Below are 20,340 nucleotides of genomic sequence, written 5' to 3' on the forward strand. Positions count from 1 at the left end.
CATGGCCGCCATCGACATGGCCGGTACCTCGTTGGGCATTGCAGCCTGGGGGCTGGTCACCGGGGTGGCCATGGTCAAAAGTGGCATGTCGGTCGGCATGGCCGTGTTCATGTCGCTGCTGGTGTATGCCGGCAGCGCCCAGCTCGCCGTCATTCCGCTGCTGTCCGTGGGTGCGCCGCTGTGGGTGGTGTGGCTCACGGCCGCCTGCGTCAACCTGCGGTTTGTGATTTTCAGCAGCATGTGGCGCAGCTACTTTGCGCACCTGCCGCTGCGCCAGCGCCTGGCCGTGGGGTATTTCAGCGGGGACGTGATCTATGTGGCGTTCATGAAGCGCTTTCCGGAACCCCGGCCGGCCCCAGAGCAGGTGCCGTATTTCTGGGGCGCGGCCTTCACCAACTGGCTGGCTTGGCAGGTGCCGTCCATCGCCGGCATCCTGCTGGCCAACGCGGTGCCCCTGTCCTGGGGGCTGGGTTTTGCAGGGGTGCTGGCCTTGCTGGGCGTGCTGCTGTCCCTGCTGTTCGACCGGGCCACCTGGCTCGCCACGGGCGTTGCGGCCACTGCAGCGATTGCTGCGTTTGCCTTGCCGCTCAAGCTCAACATCCTGGTGGCGCTGGCGGCAGCCGTGGCCGCGGGACTGCTGATGGAGGCCGTGGACCGCCGCCGTCGCCAACCCGAGTTGCTGCTGGTGCCCGCTGACAGCGTCATGCCGCCCGAGGAGCGTGAGCATGTCGAGGCGGGCGATGTGGTGCCGCTGCGCGAGGAACGCCACCCATGAGCTGGTCCTGGATCTATCCCTTGCTGGCCACTGTGGGCCTGGCGGTGATCACGGTGGTGTCGCGCTCCTTCTTCATGATCCCGGAGCGTGAGCTGCCCCTGCCCGACTGGCTCAAGCGGGGCCTTAAATATGCCCCGCTGGCCGCGCTCACCGCCGTCATTGCACCCGAGATCCTCATGGCGCAGGGCGAGCTGATCGACACCTTCATGGACGCACGCCTGCCGGCCGTGCTGTTCGCCAGCGTGTATTACTTCTGGCGCCGGGGCATCCTGGGCACCATTCTGGTGGGCATGGCGGTGTATCTGCCACTGCACATCGGCTGGGGTTGGTAGGTGCTGGCGGCGGGCGGCCGCGTCAGCAGGGCCGCCTAAAATGGCGCCCCTGATCCACCGGCCCCTCCAGGAAACCTCCCTCCATGAACATCCTTCGCTTTTCCGATCTGTGCGCCCAGGGCAAGGCCCGCAACCAGCGCGTTTTCATCCGCGCTGACCTGAACGTGCCGCAAGACGATGCTGGCAACATCACCGAAGACACCCGCATCCGTGCCTCCATTCCCGCGATCCGCATGGCGCTGGACGCAGGTGCTGCCGTCATGGTCACCAGCCACCTGGGCCGCCCGACCGAAGGCGAATTCAAGCCCGAAGATTCGTTGGCCCCTGTTGCAAAGCGCATGGCCGAGCTGCTGGGCCGTGATGTGCCGCTGGTTGCCAACTGGGTGGACGGCGTGCAAGTGGCCCCCGGCCAGATCGTGCTGCTGGAAAACTGCCGCCTGAACGTGGGTGAGAAGAAAAACAAAGAGGAGCTGGCACGCAAGATGGCCGTGCTGTGCGACATCTTCGTGAACGACGCGTTTGGCACCGCCCACCGCGCCGAAGGCACCACCTACGGCATCGCGCAGTACGCCCCCATTGCCTGCGCCGGCCCGCTGCTGTCGGCCGAGATTGATGCCCTGACCAAGGCCCTGGCCCATCCTCAGCGCCCGCTGGCGGCCATCGTGGCGGGCTCCAAGGTGTCCACCAAGCTCACCATCCTGCAAAGCCTGGCCGACAAGGTGGACCAGCTCATCGTGGGCGGCGGCATTGCCAACACCTTCATGCTGGCGGCGGGCCTGCCCATCGGCAAGAGCCTGGCCGAGCCCGATCTGCTGGACGCCGCCAAGTCCGTGATGGCTGCCATGAAGGCGCGTGGCGCCGAGGTGCCGATCCCCACCGACGTGGTCGTGGCCAAGACCTTTGCTGCGGATGCTCCCGCCACTGTGAAGGCGGCCACCGACGTGGCTGCTGACGACATGATCCTGGACATCGGCCCCGAGACGGCTGCCCGCCTCGCGGCCCAGCTCAAGTCTGCTGGCACCATCGTCTGGAATGGCCCCGTGGGCGTGTTCGAGTTTGCCGCTTTTGAGAACGGTACCAAGCAACTCGCCAAGGCGATTGCCGAATCCTCGGCCTTCAGCATCGCGGGCGGTGGCGACACGCTGGCCGCCATTGCCAAGTACGGCATCGACAAACAGGTGGGTTACATCTCCACCGGTGGCGGCGCTTTCCTGGAAGTGCTGGAAGGCAAAAAGCTGCCCGCTTTCGACATCCTGGAGCAGCGCGCAGCCGCTTCCGTGTAAGCAAATGCAAGGCGGGCCATCGCAAAGGTGGCCCTGCCTGCTTACACGCCTTGCATCGGCACACAACTGTGACCAAAAACAACGAACTGTGTACGCCGGAGCGTAGTTAGCGTAATTTTTTCTTGTTTTTGTTGAGGATACCGCCCAGAATTATTTTTCAATCGTGCGGGTCGCATCTGTTCGGATCCTCGCAAATTCAGTCCGTAGGAGGGAATCATGTCGTTTTCAAAGGCAATCAGCTTGGCCGTGCTGGCTGGCGCTGTGGCAACTTTGGTGGGGTGCGCACAGAGGGCGCCTATTCCCGTCGCGGAAAATTTCGAGTACACCTCGCAGCCCAAGGTTCGCTCCGCCGGACATTGGGACCTGGTCTCGCGCGATGTGGTCAATCAGACGCTGAGCACCCTGGACAAGGCCGGCGTGGCCCCCAACACCCCCCTGCATGTGTCATTGCCCGCCAATGCCACGCAGTTTGAGACCGCGTTCCGCGAGTTCCTGATCACCAAACTGGTCCAGAACGGCGCCGTGGTGCAGCAGAACCTGGGCCAGGCCCTGGAAGTCTCCTACGGTATCCAGGTCGTGCGTCACAACAGCGACCGCCCGCACTTCATCCCTGGTCAGTTCACCATGCTGGCTGCAGGCCTGTTTGCCGCCTACGGCCTGCGCCATGAGCACATCGACGCCCAGCTGGCCGCGGGCCTGGGTCTGTCGATCGCCGCCGACTATGCCAACAGCATCAACTCCGGTGGCCCGACCAACACCGAGCTGATCCTGACCACCACCGTCACGCGCGGCGGCCAGTACCTGGCCCGCAAGACCGACGTGTACTACCTGGAAAACGCTGACACCCCATTGTTCACGCGCCCCTCGTACAAGAACGTCAACATGAAGGTTGTCTCGCAATGAAAACCCCCGCACTTCTTCTGACGGTGCTGGCCGGCGTGGTGCTGGCCGGTTGCGCCAACAACGCTGCGCCGGTGCGCGTCGAGCCCACCTACCAGGAAGCCGCCAGCAGCCAGTTCATCCAGAGCAGCCGCGACGCGGTGACCAAGCTGACCACCGGTTTCGACATGAACTCGCTGGGTGGCGGGCCCGTGCTCGTGGCCACCGTGGTCAACGTCAACGACCTCAGCCGCGCCGCCCCGCTGGGCCGCACGTTGTCCGAGCAGTACGCCACCAGCATGGCGGCCAGCGGCTTCAACGTGAAGGAAATCAAGCTGCGCGGTGACGTGTTCGTGCGCGAAGGCCAGGGCGAGCTGCTGCTGTCGCGTGAGATCAAGGACATTGCCCGCAACCATAATGCCTCCCTGGTGCTGGTGGGTACCTACTCTGCGGCCGCCAACTACACCTACGTGAGCCTGAAGCTGGTGCGCACCGAAGACAGCCGCATCGTGCGTGGCTACGACTACGCGCTGCCCAACGACCGCGACGTGCAACGCCTGCTGGCTGTGCCCCGCTGATCTTTCGTTCTCACCAGGGACTTGTTGCTCCCTCTGCTACCGCAAAAAGGCCGTCTCGACGGCCTTTTTTTGTTGCCCGTTGGCACACCCCGGGGTGCCCGAAACCTCCGCTTCACGGGGCCTCTCCTTGACGATCACGGTCCCCGGCGGGGGCATCCCGTGCCCACCCACCTAAAATCACGCCCCATGAACTTCACCGACATGCTGCGCGACGCCACGGCACAGAACAACTCCCTGCTGTGCGTGGGCCTGGACCCTGAACCCACGCGGTTTCCCGCCGCGATGCAGGGCGACCCCCGCAAGATCTATGACTTTTGCGCGGCTATCGTGGACGCCACCGCCGACCTGGTGTGTGCCTTCAAGCCACAGATCGCCTACTTTGCCGCGCATGGTGCCGAGGACCAGCTCGAGCGCCTGATGCAGCACATGCGGGCCAACGCACCGCAGGTGCCGGTGATCCTGGACGCCAAGCGCGGCGACATYGGCTCCACGGCCGAGCAGTACGCCAWSGAGGCCTTCGAGCGCTACGGYGCCGAYGCCGTSACSCTGTCGCCCTTCATGGGCTTCGACTCCATCGAGCCCTATCTGGCCTACCACGGCAAGGGCGCGTTTTTGCTCTGCCGCACGTCCAACCCCGGCGGCGACGACCTGCAGACCCAGCGCTTGGCCAGCGTCGAGGGCCAGCCGCTCATGTACGAGCATGTGGCGCGTCTGGCGCAAGGCCCCTGGAACAAGAATGGCCAGCTCGGCCTCGTGGTGGGCGCSACCTACCCGSMSGAGATCGAGCGCGTGCGYGMMMTCGCRCCSACGSTGCCGCTGCTGATYCCSGGCGTSGGTGCCCAGGGTGGTGATGCCGCCGCCACCGTGCGCGCCGGGCTGCGCAGTGACGGGCCGATCATCGTGAACTCGTCGCGSGCCATTCTTTACGCGTCCAAAGGCGAGGACTTTGCTGCGGCCGCGCGTGCAGAAGCCATGCGCACCCGAGGCGTTCTGGAAGCTGCCCGGGGCTGAGCGCTCTCACTCCGACCGCGGTGTCTGGTCCTCTAACGGGGCTGGCACAGCCCGGGCACCAGCCCACCGACCGGACAGCCGCCCCTTCAGGAGCCGACGATGCAGTTGAAATGGCTGGAAGACTTCATCGTGCTGGCGCAGGAGCGCAGCTTCACCCGTGCGGCGGAGCTGCGGCATGTGACCCACCCCGCGTTTGGCCGGCGCATCCGCGCGCTGGAGGCCTGGGCGGGCACGCCGCTGGTGGWGCGCGGCAGCGGTGGCCCGGTCACCCTCACGCCCGCCGGGCAGAGTTTTCTGGAGACCGCCGGCCACCTGGCCCGTAGCCTCACCCAGTCACACGAAGAGCTGCAAAGCCTGGCCGGGCGGCAGGCCCGCACCGTGACCCTGGCCACGGGCCGCACCTTGGCGCGCACCGTGGTGGCCGACTGGCTGGTGCGCCTGCAGCCCATTTTGCAAGGCGGCGAGCTGTGCATTCGCACCCGGGCGCTGGCCGACACCGTGGGCATGCTGGAGCGCAACGAGGCCGATTTTTCGCTCGTGTACCACCACCCGGCCCTGGCCATCCGGCTCGATGMGCGGCAGTTTACGCACCTGACGGTGGCCTCCGACCGGCTGGTGCCCGTCTCACGCGCCACGGCGCAGGGGCAGGCGTTGCACCGGTTCGGGCCCGACGCCACGCGGGTGCCCTACCTGGCCTACGCGCCCCTGCTGGCCCTGGGGCGGCTGGTGGAAGACCACCTGGCGCACAACCCCCATGCGCCCCGGCTGCAGCGCGTGGTGGAGTGCGACTCGGCCGACGCCCATTACGAATACGTGCAAAAAGGCCTGGGCGTTGCGTGGCTGCCCTGGTCTATGGTGTTTGCCGACTGCAAGGCCCAGCGGCTCGCGCTGGCGGGTGATGCCCGCATGGAGGTGCGTTTTGACGTGCGCCTGTACCGCCCCAAGCGCCGCCTGGGGCCGCTGGCCGAGGCGCTGTGGAAGGCCCTGGCGCAGCGCTGATGCGCGTGTGTCTATGGTGAGAGACCTGCGGGTTTCCCCGTGCCAGGCATCGCGAATCAGCACGACCTGGTGCCGTTTTGGCACCAACAGCCAGGGGCCGGTTTTTCACAATCCAATCCATACCTCACCCGCCCCATTCAGCCCCACGCCTTTGCCAAGGAGTTCCACCATGACCACCGTCCACCCCCTGCGCCGTGCTGCACTGCTGTGCGGCCTGGCCGTCCTCGCTGCCCCTGCCATCGCCCAAGACGCCTACCCCAGCAAGCCCATCACCATCGTGGTGGGCTATCCGCCCGGCGGCAGCACCGACCTGACCGCACGCACGGTGGCCACCGAGCTGGGCAACAAGCTTGGCGTGCCGGTGGTGATCGAGAACCTGGGCGGTGCCGGTGGCGCGATCGGCGCGCAGAAGGTGGCCAACGCCGCACCTGACGGCTACACCCTGCTGGTGGGCGCCAACAACGAGATCGCCATCAACAAGCTCGTGACCAAGAAGGTCAAGTACGACATCAAGGACTTCACCGCCATCGGTCTCATTGCCTCCCAGCCGCTGGTGCTGGTGGCCTCCACCGGCGCGGGCGTCAAGAACATGGCGGAGTTCACGCAGAAGGTGTCCAAGAACCCCGGCAAGTTCAGCTACGGCAGCTCGGGCGTGGGCACGGCGCTGCACCTGGCGGGCGAGGCCGTGAAGGAGCAAGGCAAGCTGTTCATGACCCACATTCCCTACCGGGGCGTGGCGCCGCTCACCAGCGACCTCATGGGCAACAACCTGGAGTACGGCGTGTTCGTGCTCTCCAGCGGCCTGCCGCACATCAAGAGCGGCAAGGTGATTGCACTGGGCACCACCGAGGCCAAGCGCTCCGCCACCACGCCCGACATCCCCGCGCTGGCGGAGTCGCCGCAGTACAAGAACGTGGACATCAGCGTGTGGTTTGCGCTCATGGGCCCTGCCAACCTGCCCAAGCCCGTGACCGACAAGCTCAAGAAGGCGCTGGCCGACAGCCTGCAATCGCCAGACTTCCGCAAGAAGATGGAAGCCAGCGGGTCCACCGTGGCCTCGCCCACCGTGAACATCGACCAGTTCCTGACCACCGAAGTGGCCAAGTACAAGAAAATTGTTGAATTCGCCAAGATCGAAGAATGAGCAGCAGCACTCTCCCCTCCACGTCCGTGCAACCCCTGGTGTTTGCGCTGCCCGCCCCCGACATCGGCGCCTGGCGCGCAGGCAACACCGGCACCGAAGGCGTGTGGCACTTCGACTCGGGCCGGCCCGGCCGCCACGTGATGATCAGCGCTCTGGTGCATGGCAACGAGCTGTGCGGCGCCTGGGCGCTCAAAGGCCTGCTCGACGCCGGTGTGCGCCCGCAGCAGGGCACGCTCACGCTTGCGTTCTGCAACCTCGACGCCTTCGACCGGTTTGACCCCGGCAACCACGACGCCTCGCGCTTCACCGACGAAGACCTCAACCGCCAGTGGCTGGACGAGCGCATCGACGCGGCCGACACCAACGAGCGCCGCCGCGCCGCCGCGCTGCGCCCGTGGGTGGCGCAGGCCGACTGGCTGCTCGACATCCATTCCATGCACGAGCCCTCGGCGCCGCTGCTGCTCACCGGCATCCAGCCGCGCAATCTGGCGCTGGCACGCGCCATGCGCTCGCCCGAACACATCGTGGTGGACGCCGGCCACAAGGACGGCGTGCGCATGCGCGACTACGGCCGGTTTGGCGACCTGGACGACAACGGCACCCGCTCGCTGCTCATCGAATGTGGCTTCCATGGCGACCCGGCCAGCCGCGCCGTGGCGCAGGACCAGTGCGGGCGCTTCATCGAGCAGTCCGGTGCCCTGAGCGCCGACGGGCTGGCGCAGCAGCTGCCCGGCTGGCGCCTGCCCGACGCACCGCGCCAGTGGGCACTGGAAGTGACCGGCCCCGTGGTCGCCACCAGCAGCGCCTTCCGCTTCGTGGCGCCGTACACGGGCCTTGAAGTGTTCGAGAAGGCGGGCACGGTGATTGGCGACAACGACGGCGTGCCGGTGGTCACTCCGTACGACGACTGCGTGCTGGTCATGCCCTCGGTGCGCCAGGCACGTGCCGGGGTTACCGTGGTGCGCTTTGCGCGGCGCAGGTTGCTGTAGCCGGTGCGGTGGCTGAATGCTATCCAATTGATAGCTGTTGCAGCATATTCAACCAGCGCTACCGGCCAATTTGGCTTGTAGTCTGGGCCCCAGCACCACACAGGCCAGCGCGGCCACCACCAGCGCAATGCCCGCCCACTGCCAGGGCGCCACGCCCTCTTCCAGCAGCAGCCAGCCTGCGGTGAGGCCCACCACAGGCACCGCCAGGCTGAACGGCGCCACGCGGTTGGCGGGGTAGCGCTGCAGCAGGTTGGTCCACAGCGCGTAGCCCACGATGGTGGCGGCCCAGCCCAGGTAGGCCACGGCGGCCCATGACAGCAGCGGCACGCTGGCCAGCGTTTGCCACTGCAGCCAGCGCGCGGCGTCGGGGTCGAACAGGGCGGACAGCGCAATGAACGGCAGCACCGGCACCAGGCTGCTCCAGATCACAAAGGCCAACGGATCAAACCCCGGGCTGTGCTGCTGCGCCAGCCGCGCCACGATGTTGGACGACGCCCACATCGCCGCGCCACACAGCGTGAGCAGCAGGCCCGCCAGCGTGGTGGCTGCCGCCACCCCCATGCCGGAGCCCGGGCCCACATAGTTCATCGCAAAACACACCAGCCCCAGCGCGGCCAGCCCCATGCCCACGCGCAGCGGCAGCCCCGGCCGCTCGCGCAGCAGCGCAAAGCCCAGCAGCGCCGTGAAGAACACCTGGGTCTGCAGCAGCACGCTGGCCAGCCCGGCCGTCATGCCCACCTTGAGCCCGATGAACAAAAAGCCGAACTGCCCCACGCCCTGGAACAATCCGAACAGCAGCACCCAGCGCCAGTGCATGCGTGGCGGGCGCACCAGCAGCACCAGCGGCAGGGCCGCGCACAGGTAGCGCGCGGCGCCCAGCTGGAAGGGGCTGAAGCTGCGCAGCCCCCACTTCATCGCCACAAAGTTCACGCCCCAGAGGATCACCACCACCAGCGCCGCGAGCAGGTCGCGCGCACGCAGCGGGCTGGTGGCGGATGCGGCCTGTGCAGCGCCGCTCATTGCGCCGCGCGCGCTGCGTCGATGTGGGCCTTCACGCGCTGGGCCAGCGCAATGTCGCCGGGGGTCTCGGGGCTCCATTTGTCCACGGTGCGCGGCTGGTCGCTGGCATCCACGGCGGTGTACACGGCCACGCAGTGCACCACATCCTCCAGCGGCGCGCCGTGTACGGCGCCGCTGCGCACCTCCACCGCCAGGCACATGCTGGTATCGGTGGTGTAAGCCAGGCGCGCGTGCACCTCGACCAGATTGCCCGGCCGGATAGGGCGCACAAAGTGGGCGCCACCCACAAATTCGGTCACGCAATCTCCTTGGGCCCAGGCGCTGGCGCAGGCAAATCCAGCCTCATCCACCCAGCGCAGCACCGTGCCACCGGGTACGCGGCCCGCCTGGGGCAGGGTGGACTGGGACGCCAGGAAACGCAGGGTGATCGAGTGCATGCCAGGGGCTCCAATGGATGGGGATGTGTTCATTATTCTCCAGCGCCCCGGCGGCCGTAGCCCCTTTGCGCACCGGCACACAGCCCGATGCCGGCCGCCCCGCCACGGGCGGGGAAGCTCTGCGTGACTTGACCTGAGTCAAAACCCTACTGCGGACACGTCCCTACATTGAGAACCATTCCGTTTGGCCTTCAGAGCGTGTTGGTGATCCCCTGCGAGATCGTCCACACGTTCTTGAGAGGGCCGCTATCCAGTCGGCGGTGCCGACACCCGCCCCTGGGGCCTATTCCATTGCGCACGCCGCGTTGCCTGCGCCCACTGCCATGTCATTGCTTCACCGTTTGAACCTGCTCGAAAAATTCCTCATTCTGGGGACCATCGGGCTCATGATGAGCGCCTTGCCCACCTACCTGGTGGTGCGCGACTCGCTCCACGCCATCGACCATGCGCGCCTGGAGGCGCAGGGCGTGGCCCCCGCGCAGGCACTCACGCACCTGGTGCAGCGCATGCAGGTGCACCGGGGCCTGTCGGTGGGTATGCTGGGCGGTGACGAGTCGCTGGCCGCGCGCCGCCCTGCCGCGCGCGATGCGGTCAACACCGCCCTGGACGACGTGAGCGCCCGCTTTGCCGCCGCCAAGGTGCCCGCAGCGCAGATGGCGGCCTGGACCCAGGCGCAGCAGACCTGGCGCACCCTGGAGCAGGCCGTGGCCGCGCGCAGCATCGAACAGGTGCAAAGCACGGCGCAGCACACCCAGCTCATCGCAACGCTGCTGCAGCTCAACGAGGCGCTGGTGCATGCCTATGGCCTGCAGATCGACCCCGAGGCCGACACCCACGCGCTGGTGCAGGCGTCGCTGGCCCAAGCCCCCATGCTGGGGGAAAAGCTGGGCATGCTGCGCGCCCAGGGCGCCAGCRCCTTGGGCAAGCGCGAGCTCACGCCCCAGGGCAAGGGCCAGCTGCTGGTGCTGCAGCAGCGCGTGGCCGAGCTGCAGGGCGACACCTTCCGGGGGCTGGACCGCGCTTTGCAGGGCAATGCCGAGCTGCAGCGCGCGCTGGGCAGCAGCGTGCAGGCCGTGCAAGGGCAGATCCAGCAGTCGCTGCAGATGGTGGAGCGCGACATCCTCAACGCCACGGACCTGCAGCTGCCGTCCAAGGATTACTTTGACGCGTTCACCCGCACCATCGAGGCGCTGAACGCGCTCAACAACCTGTCGATGACCAGCCTGGACCAGGCGCTGCAGGCGCGCGTGGCGGGGCTGCAGCGCAACCTGCTGTGGGTGGCGCTGGCCCTGGTCATCACGCTGTCGGCCACCAGTGCGATGGCGCTGGTGTTCGTGCGCTCCATGACCGGGCCGCTGTCGCAGGCCGTGGCGCTGTCATGCGCCGTGGCGCAGGGAGACCTGAGCGGCGCCCCCATTGCCCATGGCACCAACGAGGTGGGTCAGTTGCTGGAGGCCTTGCAGCAGATGCGCACACAACTCACACAGGTGGTGCGCAACGTGCGCAGCGGGTCAGAAAGCGTGGCCACCGCCAGCGTGCAGATTGCCCAGGGCAACACCGACCTGTCGGCCCGCACCGAGAGCCAGGCCAGCGCGCTGGAAGAAACCGCCGCGTCCATGGAGCAGCTCAACGCCACCGTGCGCCAGAACGCCGACAGTGCCCAGCAGGCCAGCCAGCTGGCCGCCAATGCCAGCACCGTGGCCGTTCAGGGCGGTGAAGTGGTGGCGCAGGTGGTGGACACCATGCACGGCATCAACGCCTCGTCGCAGAAGATCTCCGACATCATCGGCGTGATCGACTCCATCGCGTTCCAGACCAACATCCTCGCGCTGAACGCCGCGGTGGAGGCGGCCCGTGCGGGCGAGCAAGGCCGGGGCTTTGCGGTGGTGGCGAGCGAGGTGCGCAGCCTGGCCGGGCGCAGTGCCGAGGCCGCGCGCGAGATCAAAACGCTCATCAGCGCCAGCGTGGAGCGCGTGGCCCAGGGCAGCGCCCTGGTGGACCGCGCCGGCGCCACGATGAGCGAGGTGGTGGGCGCCATCCGCCGCGTGACCGACATCGTGGGCGAGATCAGCGCCGCCAGCCACGAACAGTCCCTGGGCGTGGCCCAGGTGGGCGAGGCCGTGACGCAGATGGACCAGGTGACCCAGCAGAACGCTGCACTGGTCGAAGAGATGGCCGCCGCCGCCAGCAGCCTCAAGAACCAGGCGGAAGACCTGGTGCAGGTGGTGTCGGTATTCCGATTGGGTGACGATGGCGGCGGGCGCACGGCTGCACGCGCGCTACGAATTCAATAGCTACAGCGGCATATTGCACTAGCGCTACCGGCCTGAATGACCCGAAATGCGCTGGAGCGGGCATGAAGGGGCGTCATGGAGGGCCGTACAGCCCCCGGGGTTCACACCGCAGGCCCGTGCGCGATGCCCAGCTCGGTCAGCTCGGCGTCGGAGAACACCCGCGAGCGCGTGTGAAAGGCCTTGCCCTCCGGCCCCTCCAGCGAAAACGTGCCGCCCGTGCCTTCGATCACATCGATGATGAGCTGCGTGTGCTTCCAGGTCTCGTACTGCGCGCGCCCGATGTAGAACGGGCAGCCACCGATGTCGCCCAGGTACACGTCTCCCGCACCCATCGTGATCTCACCCGGCAGATAGCAGTTGGCCGCGCTGTTGTCGCAGCAGCCGCCACTCTGGTGAAACATGAGCGCAGGGCCATGCTTTGCTTGCAGAAAGGCCACAAGCTCCAGCGCGGCAGGGGTGGCGATGACTTTTTCGACCATGGTTGTCTCCAGCGTGCGGTGCAAAAGAAGCAAAAAGCGGCGCGTTGGAACAACGCGCCGCCAGCAGCGTGTCCTGCGGTTCACAGGCCGTTTCTGGCTAGGCGTCTCCGTCGCAGACAGTAGCAACGCTACGGCAAGACGGAGCAACGACGCCAGGGACGGTTTGTGGACCGCCACCCCTTAGAAGAAGCCCAGCTTGTTTTCCGAGTACGAAACCAAGAGGTTCTTGGTCTGTTGATAGTGGTCCAGCATCATCTTGTGCGTCTCACGCCCAATGCCCGACTCCTTGTAGCCGCCAAACGCCGCATGCGCGGGGTACGCGTGGTAGCAGTTGGTCCACACCCGCCCGGCCTTGATCGCGCGGCCCATGCGGTAGGCCACATTGCCGTTGCGGCTCCACACACCCGCGCCCAGGCCGTACAGCGTGTCGTTGGCAATCGCCAGCGCTTCGGCCTCGTCCTTGAAGGTGGTCACGGCCAGCACGGGGCCGAAGATCTCTTCCTGGAAGATGCGCATCTTGTTGTGGCCCTTGAACAGCGTGGGCTGCACGTAGTAGCCGCCTTCCAGGTCGCCACCCAGGTGGGCCTGGCCGCCGCCGGCCAGCACTTCGGCGCCTTCCTGCTTGCCCAGGTCCAGATAACTCAGGATCTTGGTGAGCTGCTCTTTGGAGGCCTGCGCGCCCATCATGCTGTCGGTGTCCAGCGGGTTCTGGTGCTTGATGGCGGCCACGCGCTTCAGGACACGCTCCATGAATTGGTCGTAGATCGATTCTTGAATGATGGCGCGCGATGGGCAGGTGCAGACCTCACCCTGGTTGAACGCGAACAGCACCAGGCCTTCGATGGCCTTGTCCAGAAACGCATCGTCCTTGTCCATCACATCGGCAAAGAAGATGTTGGGGCTCTTGCCGCCCAGCTCCAGCGTGGCGGGGATGAGGTTGTTGGCGGCGGCCTGCGCAATCACGCGGCCCGTGCTCGTGGAGCCGGTGAACGCGATCTTGGCGATGCGCTTGCTCTGCGCCAGCGGCATGCCCGCCTCGCGGCCGTAGCCGTTGACGATGTTGAGCACGCCGGGCGGCAGCAGGTCGGCAATCAACTCCACCAGGATGAGGATGGAGATGGGGGTGGACTCTGCAGGCTTGAGCACCACGCAGTTGCCCGCACCCAGCGCGGGTGCCAGCTTCCACGCCGCCATCAGGATGGGGAAGTTCCACGGAATGATCTGGCCCACCACGCCCAACGGTTCCTGGATGTGGTACGCCACGGTGTTCTCGTCGATGTTGCTCAAGGCGCCTTCTTGCGCACGCACGCAGCCCGCAAAGTAGCGGAAGTGGTCCACGGTGAGCGGGATGTCGGCGTTCAGCGTCTCGCGAATGGCCTTGCCGTTGTCCACAGTCTCGGCGTAGGCCAGGCGCTCCAAGTTTTCTTCGATGCGGTTGGCGATCTTGAGCAGGATGTTGGCGCGCGTGGCGGCATCGGTCTTGCCCCAGCTGTCGGCGGCGGCGTGCGCGGCGTCCAGGGCCAGCTCGATGTCTTCGGCCGTGGAACGCGCGGCCTGGGTGTAGACCTTGCCGCTCACGGGCGTGATGACATCAAAGTACTGGCCCTTGACGGGCGGCACGAATTTGCCGCCGATGAAGTTGTCGTAACGGGGCTTGTAGGTGATCTTGGCGCCAGCGGCGCCGGGGGCTGCGTACACGGTCATGGTGTTGTCTCCTGCGATGGTTGTGTGCATCGGGCGGACTCGGTGGAGCCTGTCCGATGCCAACCCCTTACTCAAAACACATGCCAGCAGGCCACGGCGCATGAAGTGTTGATTTCATTGGATTTTTTCGGCTGCCCAGGGCGGACACCTGTTGCAGCCGCCCGCATCGCGGTGTGCCGGGCCGCGACACCTGTCACGAAATGGAACAGTTGGCACACCGCTTGCGCCCACACCCTTGCCCCGCGCCGTCGAGCCCGCCATACTGGCCCACACACCACAAGCGGGCCGCCCTGAGCCCGCACGGAGACAAAGCGTGCGCCCCAACACTTCCCCCGTCGCCCTGCGACAGGCCCGCCAGCACCTGCTGGACTCTGGCCAGTGCCCCAGTGGCCTGGTGGACGAGCGCCTGGCGCGCTCCTGGTCGCGCAGCATGGCGGCCGGCCTGCTGCCCACCGGGCGGCCGCAGGCCATCGACCACCCCAGCAGCGGCACGCTGCGCCAGGTGCTGGCCAGCAACCCCGAGCTGCTCGCGCATTCGCGGCCGGTGATGGAATACCTGTTCGAGCAAGTGCGCCACAGCCAGAGCGTGGTGGTGCTGGCCGACCGGCGCGGCATGCTCATGCACACGCTGGGCGATCCGTACTTTGTGGACAAGGCCGAGCGCGTGGCGCTGACCAGCGGCGCCTCCTGGCACGAGGCCCACCGGGGCACCAATGCCATCGGCACGGCGCTGGCAGAGGCCTGCGCGGTGGAGGTGCACGGCGGCGAGCATTTTCTGGAGCGCAACAACTTTCTCACCTGCGCGGCTTCGCCCATCCTATCGGCCACGGGCGAGTTGCTGGGCATCCTCGACATTTCGGGCGACTACCGCCACGGCCACGCCCACACGCTGGGCCTGGTGAGCACGGCCGCCCGCATGATCGAAAACCGCCTGCTGGCGGCCGCCTGCAAACGCAACATCCGGCTGCATCTGCACAGCGCGCCCGAGGGCATTGGCAGCGTGGCCGAGGGCATCGTGGCCGTGTCGGCCGACGGCTGGATCGTGGGTGCCAACCGCGTGGCGCTGGCGCAGCTGGGCCTGCATGCGGGGGACGTGGGCGCCACCTTGCTGGAGCGGGTGCTGGACGTGCGGCTGGATGACCTGCTCTCGCACCACAAGCGCCGCCCCCAGCAGCCGCAGGCCTTGCGCACACTGCAAGGCGCCTTGCTGTTTGCCCAGGTGCAGATGGACGCCGCCTGGGTCGCCACCCCCACACGGCCCGCCGCTGCGGCTGCCGCGGTGTCCCAGCAAGACGCCCTGGCGCGGCTGGACACCGGCGACGCGCGCTGGCGCGCCGCCGCCGACAAGGCCCGCCGCGTGGTGGGCAAACCGATTGCGGTGCTGGTGCAGGGCGAGTCGGGCGTGGGCAAGGAGGTGTTTGCGCGCGCGCTGCACGCCAGCGGCCCGCGCCGCGATGCGCCGTTTGTGGCCATCAACTGCGCAGCCATTCCCGAGCACCTGATCGAATCCGAACTCTTCGGCCATGTGGCCGGTGCCTTCACCGGCGCGCGCAAGGAGGGCCACCTGGGCCGCCTGCGCGAGGCCCATGGCGGCACGCTGTTTCTCGACGAAATCGGCGACATGCCGCTGGCCCTGCAGACCCGTCTGCTGCGTGTGCTGCAAGAGCGCAGCGTGACGCCCGTGGGCGCCAGTAAGGCCGTGCCGGTGGACTTTGCACTGGTCTGCGCCACGCACAACCAGCTCATGCAGGCGGCGGAACAAGGCCGCTTTCGGCAAGACCTGTACTACCGCATCAACGGCCTCACCGTGCAACTGCCSGCGCTGCGCGAGCGCAGCGACTTTGTGGCGCTGCTGCAGCGCCTGCTGGCCAACCTGGCCACGGAGCAGGGCCTGGGTTTTGAGGTACAGGTGGCGCCCGACCTGCTGGCCCGCCTGGCCGCCTACCCCTGGCCCGGCAACCTGCGCCAGCTGGCCAACGTGCTGCGCACGGCCTGCGCCATGCTGGCCGAGGGCGAAGACACCCTGGGCTGGGAGCACATGCCCGACGACCTGGTGCAGGCCCTCACGGCGGTGCCCCCCGGGCCGCGCAGCGACGCCGCAGTGGGCCCGGGCGTGGACGGCCTGCCTGCCAGCCTGAGCCTGCAGCAGCTGTCGCAGGCCGCCATCGACCAGGCGCTGCAGGCCGCGCGCGGCAACATGTCGCAGGCCGCACGCCAGCTGGGCATCAGCCGCCAGACGCTGTACCGCAAGCTGAAGATGCCGGTGGCCTGAGGGCATGCCGGGTTCACTGAACTGCTATTGATTTAAGAGCGGTCGCCGCATATCGCACTAGCGCTTACGGCACTTTTCGCTGAATTCTCAGTGCGCAGCACGCCCAGGGCGTGCGCAGGGCGCGTCCGGTGGCATCAACCTCTCAGGCCTGCCCGCCCCGCGGCAGTACCAGCCGCGCGCGCAGCCCCGCGCCCGGCGTGCTGAACAGCTCCAGCCGCCCGCCGTGGCTGCGCACCACGCGTTCCACGATGGCCAGGCCCAGCCCCGCGCCCGGCGCGCCCGAGCGTGCCGCGCCATCGCCGCGCGCAAAGGGCTGGCGGATGCGGTCCAGCTCTGCCGGAGCGATGCCGGGGCCCTGGTCCTGCACCTCCAGCCACACGCCGTCGGCATCCGCCCCCGTGCGCAGCAGCACCGGCGGCGTGCCGTGGCGCCAGGCGTTTTCCACCAGGTTGTCCAGCGCGCGGCGCAGGGCCTGGGGGCGCACCAGCACGTCGGGCAGCGTGCCCAGCGCCAGCCGCACGGTGCGCCCATGGTCGGCCTGCGCCTCGGCCACGGCCTGGGCCAGGTCGTTGAGCGATGCCGGGGTGGGCACCTCGGCCTCGCCTGCGCTGGAACCGACCCGCGCAAACTGCAGGAACTGGCCCACGATCTCGTCCATCTCGTCGATGCTGCGGGCCATGCTCGCGGCCAGCGGGGCATCCACCTGTGCACCGGCAATCTCCACGCCCAGGCGCAGCTTGGTCAGCGGGGTGCGCAGGTCGTGCGACACACCGGCCAGCATCAGCGCGCGTTCCTGCTCGGCAGCGGCCAGGCTGTGCGCCATGTGATTGAAGCTGCGGCCCACGGTGGCGATTTCTTCGGGTCCGTCCTCGGGCAGCGGTGCGGGCGGCTGGCCCTGTGCCAGCTGCCGGGCCGCCGCCACCACCTGCGCCAGCGGGCGGTTGATGTGCCGCTGCAGCCACCAGGCCCCCAGCAGCGCCAACAGCATGCTGGCCAGCGTGGCGGCCAGCCAGGCGCCGGTGAACTCGCGCGTGGGGAATACGCTGGGCAGGTTCAGCCAATAGGTCTCCGCCCCCTGCGGCCCCTGGTGCACCACACGCAGGGCCAGCACGCCGGTGCTGTCGCGGCGCCATACGGGTTGCGATGTGCTTGTTGTCGCATCGTCCACCCCCAGGCGGCGCGACACCGCCTGCACAAACTGCCGCTCCATGGGCGACAGCAGCGCATGCCGCGCAGCGTTCTCCACCGCCACCGGCGGGGCCGACCGCACGGCCTGTTGGTTGAAGGCCTCGACAAACGCGGCCCGCTGTGCCGGGGGCAGCGCCTGCAGCCCTGCGCGCAGCGCGCCCACATTGCGCGCCACGCCATCGGCCACCTGTGCCACGCGGGGCTGAAAGATCATCTGCCGCACCAGCACGGCCGCCACCAGCTGGCCCAGCACGATCAGCACTGCCATCAGCAGCAGGTTGCGCCCGAGCAGGCTGCGCGGCCACCAGCCCCCGGCGGCCTGGGGTGTGGCACGGGGCGTCATGCCCTGCCTCCGCCGCCCGGCGCTGCGCCATCGGGCACAAACACATAGCCCACGCCCCACACGGTGCGGATGTGGCGCGGCTGGGCAGGGTCGGCCTCGATGAGTTTGCGCAGGCGCATCACCTGCACATCGATGCTGCGGTCGGTGGCCGTGTGGTCGGGGCCATAGGCCAGTGCGATGAGCCGGTCACGGCCCAGGGGCCGGTGCGGTTGCTGTGCCAGCGCCTGCAGCAGCGCGAATTCGCCCGTGGTCAGGGGCACGTCTTGCGCACCTTGGCCGTCCTCGCCACCGTTGCGCTCAAGCCGGCGCTCGTCCAGCCACAGCGTGAATGCGCCAAACGCGATGTGCCCGCCCGTCTGGCGCGGCCCGGTGTGCGCACCCAGCAGGCGCTGGCGGCGCACCATGGCCTGGATGCGGGCCAGCAGCTCGCGCGGGTTGAAGGGCTTGGGCAGGTAGTCGTCGGCGCCCATCTCCAGGCCCACGATGCGGTCCACGGGGTCGCCCCTGGCCGTGAGCATCAGGATGGGAATGGTCTCGCCCTGCGCGCGCAGGCGGCGGCAGATCGACAGGCCATCCTCGCCCGGCATCATCACGTCGAGCACCAGCACATCAAAGCGCTCGCGCTGCAGCAGCACATCGAGCGGGCCCGCGCCATCGACCGTGCGTACGCTGTAGCCCTGGTCGCTCAGGTAGCGCTGCAGCAGCGCACGCAGGTCGGGTTCGTCGTCGGCGACCAGGATCTTGGCCAGGGCTTCCGTCATGGGGCGGTGTGTGGGTGTGGCAGCGGGTGGGTGCAGCCAAGGCTGCGTGCCAATGGTAGGGCCGAAAACACCGGGTGCCAGCGCGGGCAGGTGCTCCGGTGCATGACAACGCATGACACGCGCCGGTGGTTTGTCATGCTTTGTCATACATCGTGCAGCGGGCGCCACAACTGGCTCATACCTGGCGGCCATAGTTCAGGCCAGCGCAGCACCCCGCTGCTTCGTACCCCCTGTTCTGTTGCAAGGAGCCTACCGCCATGTTCCCTTCCGTCCCGACACCGACCGCCCCTGTTGCCACTTACCGGGCCATGCTGCTGGCCGCCTTGGCCGTGGCGGCACTGTTGCTTCTGGCAGCGAACGATGCCAACGCACGCAGCCGCCACACGGTGGAGCACAACGCCGACGGCAGCACCACCGCCCGCACCGGCGTGGTCCGCGCAGCGCCGGGCGGTGGGGGCGTGCTGCGCGGCCGCAGCGTGTCCACCGACGGCCAGGGCCACGGCAGTGTGCGCAGCGGCGCTGCCGTGGTGGGCCCCAACGGCGCCATGGCTGTGCGCCAGGGCCAGAGCGCAAGGAATGCCGATGGCACGGCCAGCCACAGCAGCACCTTGGCCGCTCAGGGCGACCGGGGCACGCTGCAGAGCACGGGCGCCGCTACGCGCAGCGCCGACGGCAGCCTGACCCAGGGCCGCACCACCACGGCCACCAGCGCAGCCACTGGCAACAGCGTGCAGACCAGCAGCTCGTACACCGCGGACACCGGCCGCACCCGCAGCGCCAGCTGCTTTGACGCCAGCGGCGCCCCCATGGCCTGCCCCGCGCGGCCCTGATCCATTACCTTCCATTCATTGAGCCAGGAGATCCCGCATGTCCCGTCCTTCAAGCCCACTCTTTGCATTGGCCCCCCTGCGCACAGGCCTGGGCGCAGCGCTGTGCGCGCTGGCCGCCGTGTTGACCCCACCCGCCCACGCCCAGCTGCGGGGGCTGGGGCCTTTCGCGCAGGTGCGCGACACCGCTGCGGCCTTGCCCGCCGGTGTGCAGCGCGTGGCCGATGTGCCCTATGGTGCGGACCCGCTGCAGCGCATGGATGTCTACCTGCCCGCTGCTGGCGACGCCGCCAGCAGTGCTGCGGTGGCCAGTGGTACGCGCGCGCCGGTGATCTTCATGGTGCATGGCGGCGCCTGGCGCACGGGCGACAAGGCCATGTCCCGCGTGGTGCAGGAGAAGGTGGCGCGCTGGGTGCCCAAGGGCTTTGTGTTCATCTCGGTGAACTACCGCCTGTACCCCACCGTGAACGTGCTGCAGGAGGCGCAGGACGTGGCCATGGCGCTGGCCGCCGCGCAAAGCCGCGCCGCCAGCTGGGGCGCCGATGCATCGCGGTTCATCCTGATGGGGCACTCGGCCGGCGCGCACCTGGTGTCGCTCATCAATGCGTCGCCCACCCTGGCCCAGCGCGAGGGGGCGTGGCCCTGGCTGGGCACCGTGTCGCTGGACAGCGCGGCGCTCAATGTGCCGGTGGTGATGACCGCGCCGCACTACCCGTTCTATGACGAAGTGATGGGCGCCAACCCGTTGTTCTGGGCCGCAGTGTCGCCGTACCACGCGCTGTCGGGGCCGGTGCCGCCGTTCCAGTTGGTCTGTTCCACCGAGCGCCCCGACCACCCCTGCCTGCAGGCCCAGGGCATGGCCCGCCGCGTGCGCGACCTGGGCGGCCGTGCCGAGGTGCTGCCGCAGGAGCTGACCCACGGCGAGATCAACGCGCAGCTGGGCCTGGAGAGCGCCTACACGCGGGCCGTGGAGACCTTCATGGCCTCGCTGGATGCGGTGGTGGCGCAGCGGCTCAAGTAGTTGC

Annotated in this window: 19 protein-coding genes; 13 read left to right on the top strand and 6 right to left on the bottom strand. The window is 68.1% G+C overall.

The window, feature by feature from the left end:
• Nucleotide 1 precedes the first annotated feature (1 nt).
• From AC04MI_RS00250 to AC04MI_RS00290, 9 genes are all read left to right on the top strand, one after another.
• On the top strand, nucleotides 2-775 hold the full coding sequence (locus AC04MI_RS00250) for an AzlC family ABC transporter permease (protein WP_436076991.1): 774 nt from the start codon (nucleotides 2-4) through the stop codon (nucleotides 773-775).
• Nucleotides 772-1,107: an AzlD domain-containing protein gene (locus AC04MI_RS00255; RefSeq protein WP_436076784.1), complete on the top strand. Its 336-nt coding sequence runs from the start codon at nucleotides 772-774 to the stop codon at nucleotides 1,105-1,107. The genes AC04MI_RS00250 and AC04MI_RS00255 overlap by 4 nt, the downstream gene beginning before the upstream one ends.
• An 83-nt stretch (nucleotides 1,108-1,190) precedes the next feature.
• Nucleotides 1,191-2,390 (top strand): phosphoglycerate kinase, encoded by a 1,200-nt coding sequence (locus AC04MI_RS00260; protein WP_436076785.1) that lies wholly within the window; start codon nucleotides 1,191-1,193, stop codon nucleotides 2,388-2,390.
• Between the two features lie 216 nt (nucleotides 2,391-2,606).
• Nucleotides 2,607-3,293, top strand: coding sequence for a hypothetical protein (locus AC04MI_RS00265; protein ID WP_056067885.1), 687 nt, complete (start codon nucleotides 2,607-2,609; stop codon nucleotides 3,291-3,293).
• Nucleotides 3,290-3,847: a FlgO family outer membrane protein gene (locus AC04MI_RS00270; protein ID WP_056742900.1), complete on the top strand. Its 558-nt coding sequence runs from the start codon at nucleotides 3,290-3,292 to the stop codon at nucleotides 3,845-3,847. Before AC04MI_RS00265 ends, AC04MI_RS00270 begins: the two co-directional genes overlap by 4 nt.
• A 186-nt stretch (nucleotides 3,848-4,033) precedes the next feature.
• On the top strand, nucleotides 4,034-4,858 hold the full coding sequence (pyrF, locus tag AC04MI_RS00275) for an orotidine-5'-phosphate decarboxylase (protein ID WP_476496862.1): 825 nt from the start codon (nucleotides 4,034-4,036) through the stop codon (nucleotides 4,856-4,858).
• A gap of 99 nt (nucleotides 4,859-4,957) precedes the next feature.
• Nucleotides 4,958-5,857 (top strand): LysR family transcriptional regulator, encoded by a 900-nt coding sequence (locus tag AC04MI_RS00280; RefSeq protein ID WP_476496864.1) that lies wholly within the window; start codon nucleotides 4,958-4,960, stop codon nucleotides 5,855-5,857.
• 169 nt (nucleotides 5,858-6,026) lie between these two features.
• Entirely contained in the window at nucleotides 6,027-7,001 is a 975-nt protein-coding gene (locus AC04MI_RS00285; RefSeq protein ID WP_476496865.1) for a Bug family tripartite tricarboxylate transporter substrate binding protein, read from the top strand.
• Entirely contained in the window at nucleotides 6,998-7,990 is a 993-nt protein-coding gene (locus AC04MI_RS00290; RefSeq protein ID WP_476496867.1) for a M14 family metallopeptidase, read from the top strand. Before AC04MI_RS00285 ends, AC04MI_RS00290 begins: the two co-directional genes overlap by 4 nt.
• A 48-nt stretch (nucleotides 7,991-8,038) precedes the next feature.
• On the opposite strand, the gene AC04MI_RS00295 is transcribed toward AC04MI_RS00290, so the two are convergent.
• Complete coding sequence (locus AC04MI_RS00295; protein WP_476496868.1) at nucleotides 8,039-9,010, bottom strand: EamA family transporter; 972 nt, start codon at nucleotides 9,008-9,010, stop codon at nucleotides 8,039-8,041.
• Entirely contained in the window at nucleotides 9,007-9,447 is a 441-nt protein-coding gene (locus AC04MI_RS00300; protein WP_099731809.1) for an acyl-CoA thioesterase, read from the bottom strand. The genes AC04MI_RS00295 and AC04MI_RS00300 overlap by 4 nt, the downstream gene beginning before the upstream one ends.
• A 323-nt stretch (nucleotides 9,448-9,770) precedes the next feature.
• Here AC04MI_RS00300 and AC04MI_RS00305 point away from each other — a divergent pair, with 323 nt between their 5' ends.
• Nucleotides 9,771-11,741: a methyl-accepting chemotaxis protein gene (locus tag AC04MI_RS00305; protein ID WP_476496870.1), complete on the top strand. Its 1,971-nt coding sequence runs from the start codon at nucleotides 9,771-9,773 to the stop codon at nucleotides 11,739-11,741.
• Nucleotides 11,742-11,842: 101 nt separating this feature from the next.
• Here AC04MI_RS00305 and AC04MI_RS00310 read toward each other — a convergent pair whose 3' ends face one another.
• Nucleotides 11,843-12,220: a DUF779 domain-containing protein gene (locus AC04MI_RS00310; RefSeq protein WP_476496872.1), complete on the bottom strand. Its 378-nt coding sequence runs from the start codon at nucleotides 12,218-12,220 to the stop codon at nucleotides 11,843-11,845.
• A gap of 180 nt (nucleotides 12,221-12,400) precedes the next feature.
• On the bottom strand, nucleotides 12,401-13,924 hold the full coding sequence (gene exaC / locus AC04MI_RS00315) for an acetaldehyde dehydrogenase ExaC (RefSeq protein ID WP_288850856.1): 1,524 nt from the start codon (nucleotides 13,922-13,924) through the stop codon (nucleotides 12,401-12,403).
• Nucleotides 13,925-14,237: 313 nt separating this feature from the next.
• Between exaC and AC04MI_RS00320 the strand changes: the two genes are divergently transcribed.
• Nucleotides 14,238-16,196 (top strand): sigma-54-dependent Fis family transcriptional regulator, encoded by a 1,959-nt coding sequence (locus tag AC04MI_RS00320; RefSeq protein ID WP_476496874.1) that lies wholly within the window; start codon nucleotides 14,238-14,240, stop codon nucleotides 16,194-16,196.
• 142 nt (nucleotides 16,197-16,338) lie between these two features.
• Here the strand turns inward: AC04MI_RS00320 and AC04MI_RS00325 are convergent, their stop codons facing one another.
• Both AC04MI_RS00325 and ompR read right to left on the bottom strand, forming a co-directional pair.
• Entirely contained in the window at nucleotides 16,339-17,727 is a 1,389-nt protein-coding gene (locus tag AC04MI_RS00325) for an ATP-binding protein (RefSeq protein WP_476496876.1), read from the bottom strand.
• On the bottom strand, nucleotides 17,724-18,488 hold the full coding sequence (gene ompR, locus AC04MI_RS00330; protein ID WP_440596732.1) for an osmolarity response regulator transcription factor OmpR: 765 nt from the start codon (nucleotides 18,486-18,488) through the stop codon (nucleotides 17,724-17,726). The genes AC04MI_RS00325 and ompR overlap by 4 nt, the downstream gene beginning before the upstream one ends.
• Before the next feature lie 257 nt (nucleotides 18,489-18,745).
• Here ompR and AC04MI_RS00335 point away from each other — a divergent pair, with 257 nt between their 5' ends.
• Both AC04MI_RS00335 and AC04MI_RS00340 read left to right on the top strand, forming a co-directional pair.
• A complete protein-coding gene (locus AC04MI_RS00335) occupies nucleotides 18,746-19,318 on the top strand; it encodes a hypothetical protein (RefSeq protein ID WP_476496878.1) in 573 nt (190 codons plus the stop codon).
• Nucleotides 19,319-19,355: 37 nt separating this feature from the next.
• A complete protein-coding gene (locus tag AC04MI_RS00340; protein WP_476496880.1) occupies nucleotides 19,356-20,336 on the top strand; it encodes an alpha/beta hydrolase in 981 nt (326 codons plus the stop codon).
• Nucleotides 20,337-20,340: the final 4 nt, after the last annotated feature.

Source organism: Acidovorax sp. LjRoot204 (assembly GCF_056175785.1).